This window comes from Myxococcus llanfairpwllgwyngyllgogerychwyrndrobwllllantysiliogogogochensis (assembly GCF_006636215.1).
GTDB classification, from domain to species: domain Bacteria; phylum Myxococcota; class Myxococcia; order Myxococcales; family Myxococcaceae; genus Myxococcus; species Myxococcus llanfairpwllgwyngyllgogerychwyrndrobwllllantysiliogogogochensis.
Window position 1 is genome coordinate 1 of record NZ_VIFM01000453.1, and the last position, 4,568, is coordinate 4,568.

Here is a 4,568-nt window from a genome sequence, read left to right on the forward strand (position 1 = left end):
GGGAGGGTGCTGGGGGCGACGGCCATTGGCGTGTCCCTGTTCACCGACGCCCGGCTGAGTCTGGCCAGGCTCATCCCCATCGAAGCGCACGAAATCTTCGACTACGTCCACGGCACGGCGGCGGTCCTGGCGCCCTTCGTGCTGGGGTATGCCCGGAAGCACCCCGTCGTCGCCACGGTGCACGTGCTCCTGGGGCTGTCGTCGCTGGCGGTGGCGCTGGTGACGGACTACCGCTGCCAGACGGGCATGCACCTGGGCGGGGAGCTGCGCACGGACCCGGAAGGCATTGGCGCATGAAAGCGAAGCGGCGGGGCCCCGTGAGGGCACCCCGCCGCTTCAATCACTTCAGGCGTGTGAGTGGACGGCTCAGGCCGTCTTCACGGCGGCCTGGGGCTTCGCGTCGGAGGACGACGCGCCGCTGTTGCCGCTGACGCTCTGGATGCGCATCTTGTAGAAGCTGCGGTAGACGAACACCGTCGACAGGGCGAAGAACACCACGGAGAAGATGCGGGTGAGACTGCCCTGGCCCGCGGCCTCCAGCTCCACCGCCAGCTCCACGGCGAGCAGGCCGAAGAGGGTGGTGAACTTGATGACCGGGTTGAGCGCCACGGAGGACGTGTCCTTGAACGGGTCGCCGACGGTGTCACCGACGACGCAGGCCGCGTGCAGCTCCGTGCCCTTGGCCTTCAGCTCCACTTCCACCAGCTTCTTCGCGTTGTCCCAGGCGCCACCGGCGTTGGCCATGAAGACGGCCTGGTAGAGGCCGAAGATGGCGATGGAGATGAGGTAGCCCACGAAGAAGTACGGCTCCAGGCAGGCGAACGCGAGCGTGCTGAAGAAGATGGCGAGGAAGATGTTGATCATCCCCTTCTGCGCGTACTGGGTGCAGATTTCGACGACCTTCTTGGAGTCGGCCACGCTGGCCTTCTCCACGCCCTCCAGCTTGATGTTGGCCTTGATGAACTCCACCGCGCGGTAGGCGCCGGTGGACACCGCCTGCATGGACGCGCCGGAGAACCAGTAGATGATGGCGCCGCCGGTGATGAGGCCCAGGAGGAACGGGGCGTGCAGCAGCGAGAGGAACTGCGTCTTCTCGGTGTTGAGCTGGCCGTTGGTGATGCCGACGAGCAGCACGATGATGGAGAAGATCATCGTGGTGGCGCCGACGACGGCCGTGCCGATGAGCACCGGCTTGGCGGTGGCCTTGAAGGTGTTGCCCGCGCCGTCGTTCTCCTCGAGGAACTGCTTGCCCTTCTCGAAGTCGAGGTCGAAGCCGAAGTCGCGCTTCACCTCCGCCTTCACGTCGGGGACATTCTCGATGAGGGACAGCTCGTAGACGCTCTGCGCGTTGTCCGTCACCGGGCCGTAGGAGTCCACGGCGATGGTGACCGGGCCCATGCCCAAGAAGCCGAAGGCGACGAGGCCGAAGGCGAACACGGGGGCGGCAATCATCAACTGGCCCACGTCCGCGCCGGGCACGCCGGAGCCGCTGAACCAGAACGCCAGGCCCATCAGGCCGGCGATGATGAGACCCATCCAGTACGCGGAGAAGTTACCCGCGACCAGACCGGAGATGACGTTCAGGGACGCGCCACCCTCGCGGCTGGCCGTGACGACCTCGCGAACGTGACGGCTCTCCGTGGAGGTGAAGACCTTGATGGCCTCCGGGATGATGGCGCCCGCCAGCGTGCCGCAGCTGATGATGAGCGACAGCTTCCACCACAGCGTCGGGTCGCCGTTCAGGGTGGGGATGAGCAGGTAGCTGACCAGGAAGGTCAGCGCCACGGAGATGAGCGACGTCACCCACACCAGCGCGGTGAGCGGGTGCTCGAAGTTCATGTGGTCCGCGTTCTTGTACTTGGCGGACTGGTACAGGTTGTTCAGGCCGTAGGCGGCCAGCGACGCGAGCACCATCACGATGCGCATCACGAAAATCCAGACCAGCAGCTCGACGCGGAAGCCCTCGCCCACGGCCAGCAGGATGAAGGTGATGAGCGCCACGCCCGTCACGCCGTAGGTCTCGAAGCCGTCCGCCGAGGGGCCCACGCTGTCGCCGGCGTTGTCGCCGGTGCAGTCCGCGATGACGCCCGGGTTGCGCGCGTCGTCTTCCTTGATTTTGAAGACAATCTTCATCAGGTCGGAGCCGATGTCGGCGATCTTCGTGAAGATGCCGCCGGCGATGCGCAGCGCGGAGGCGCCCAGCGACTCGCCAATCGCGAAGCCGATGAAGCATGCGCCCGCGAAGTCCGCCGGGATGAAGAGCAGGATGGCGAGCATCAGCAACAGCTCGGTGCTGATGAGCACCATGCCGATGGACATACCCGCCTGCAGCGGAATGGCGTACGTGGGGTAGGGCTTGCCTCGCAAGCTGGCGAAGGCGGTCCGGCTGTTGGCGAACGTGTTGACGCGGATGCCGAACCACGCGACGCCACACGAGCCGGCGATGCCCACGAGGCTCGCCACCAGGATGATGACCACGCGGTCCACGCCCATGTGGCGCAGGAACCCGAAGTAACCCACCATCACCACGGCGATGAGCGCCCACAGCACGGCGATGAACTTCAACTGCGTCATCAGGTACGTCTTGCACGTCTCATAGATGAGCTCGGAAATCTCGAGCATCGCCCGGTGCACGGGCAGGTTCTTGAGCGAGGCGTACTGCATGAAACCGAACACCAGTCCGATAACGCAGACCGCGATGCCGGAGAGCAACAGTTGGTGTCCGTTGATGCTGCCGCCAAAGAATGACTTGGAGGCGAAGTCAGGGAGAACGAGGTCCGCCTCACTGGCGTGGGCGACGCTGGATGCGAACACCGTCAGCAGCCCGAGGGCCCTGGCGGCGACACCAGTGACGCCCCTACGCAGGGCGTCCATCCGTGGAACAGTGCGTGTCATGGGGGTGCAACTCCTCACAGAGGCTCGTCCAAAGCGCGGCCCACAACGCCGCGCCCCGGAGTGAACAGGGAGTGGTGTCGAGGGGTTGGCCGCCTGCGAGCGAAGTTGCCGCGCGCCGACGCTTCAGCACAGCCTCGCCCTTCAGGGTGCAACGTCACACGCCTGAAGGCGGGCTCGCGAATAGCATGGACAGGCGCTGAAAGTCGAATTCCGGGGTGTGTTTGTCCACAACCTGATCCAACTATGAGGGGGGCTGGGGGCCCCGCAACCCGTCAGGTGGTGTGTGTATGTCAGGGGCGCAGACTGAACAGAAAGCCATCCTGGGGATGCGGGTAAGGGGTTCCCACAGGTTGGGCGCGCCGCAGCGCGACAGCGACCAGGGTATTGCCAGATCCATCCACTGACACCGAGCGGGCTGTCGGGGGGAGGGGACTGGAGAAGCCTCGCACCCAAAGGGAGTCTCCCTTTTCGGGCAGGAGGCGGGCGACATAGAGGCCAGCAGGAGAAGGCGCCCGGCCCAAATCCAGTCCTCCGTCATGGGTGCCGGTGAGCGTGAGCTGTCCCGCGTCATCGGTGGCGAGCGCCGTGGCGGTGGCGGCGAAGGAGCGCGCCCAGCGCTCTTGGCCTTCCGCGTTGAAGGCCGCCACGAAGCCGTGATGGGCGCCCGCGTCATGAGGTTTGTTCTGAAAGTAGAAGCGGGTGGAGAAGGAGCCCGCGACGAAGACGCGGTCCGGGCCGACCGCCAGCGCGGAGACAGCTCCGGTGGCGCCTCGGAAGTCCCGGCTCCACGCGTGGGTGCCATCCGGATGAAGCTTGAGGACGAAGGGCGTGCGTTGGCGCACGGTGAGGAACGAGCCTCCGCCGAAGCACACCGCGCCCGCGTAGGCGCCACCCATATAGATGCCGCCGAAGGCGTCCACCGCCGTCGCGCGCGCCGTCAGGAGGCCCTGTGGCCCCGCGGACCAGACGCGGCTCCAGCGCGTGTGGGCGTCCGCGCCCAGCCGCACCACGAAGGCGCCCCGCTCGCCATCGGGCGGCTCGCGCACGGCGTCGCCGAAGTCCCGCGCCCCGGAGAAGTCTCCCACCACCACCACGCCCGCGTCGTCCCGGGCGACGGCGTGCACGGTGAGCGTGCCCTCACCGGCGAAGCCCTTTACGTGTTCGATGGCGCCCTCGGCCGACATGCGCGCGACGAACGGCCCGTCCGGCAGGCGCGCGGTGCCCCACTGGGAGCCCGCGGAGGCGCCGCCCAGCCAGACCTTGCCCTGGGTGTCGATGACGAGTCCGCCCACGCGCGCGTTGGACGTGCCCTCACCTGGTACGAGCCCATGCGCCCAGCGCAGGGCCCCGTCCGGGGAGAAGCGCGCCACCATCATGTGAGCTCTGGATGCACTCCGGTTGAAAGGCAGGGGGCCGCCCCCCACGTCCAAAGGCTCTCGGTATGTCGCCGCGACGAGGACGTCCCCGTTGGGGGCCGTCACCGCGTGTGGCGCCTCGCTGTCCCCGTTCGCCAACGGGCGCGACCACGCCATGACCCCCTCGCCCTCGTTTGTTCCTTCCGCCGCCGCCGCCACCCTCAAGCCCGGAGCACGTGGAGCCGCCAGGGCTTGCTCCCCGCACGCCGCGAGGAGAGGACCCATCAGACACACCACGCTCACCCAACGCCACCCGAC

The 4,568-nt window shown here is 67.2% G+C and carries 2 protein-coding genes and 1 pseudogene; 1 reads left to right on the forward strand and 2 read right to left on the reverse strand.

Annotated elements, in window-relative coordinates; translation table 11 throughout:
* Positions 1–297 (forward strand): annotated as a pseudogene (locus FJV41_RS48095) (hypothetical protein); the annotation flags it as partial.
* 69 nt (positions 298–366) lie between these two features.
* Here FJV41_RS48095 and FJV41_RS48100 read toward each other — a convergent pair.
* Together FJV41_RS48100 and FJV41_RS48105 are read right to left on the reverse strand one after the other, a co-directional pair.
* A complete protein-coding gene (locus FJV41_RS48100; protein WP_141649347.1) occupies positions 367–2,895 on the reverse strand; it encodes a sodium-translocating pyrophosphatase in 2,529 nt (842 codons plus the stop codon).
* Between the two features lie 290 nt (positions 2,896–3,185).
* Positions 3,186–4,568, reverse strand: a 1,383-nt coding sequence (locus FJV41_RS48105; RefSeq protein ID WP_246137888.1) for a hypothetical protein, incomplete at its 5' end; no start/stop codon positions are given.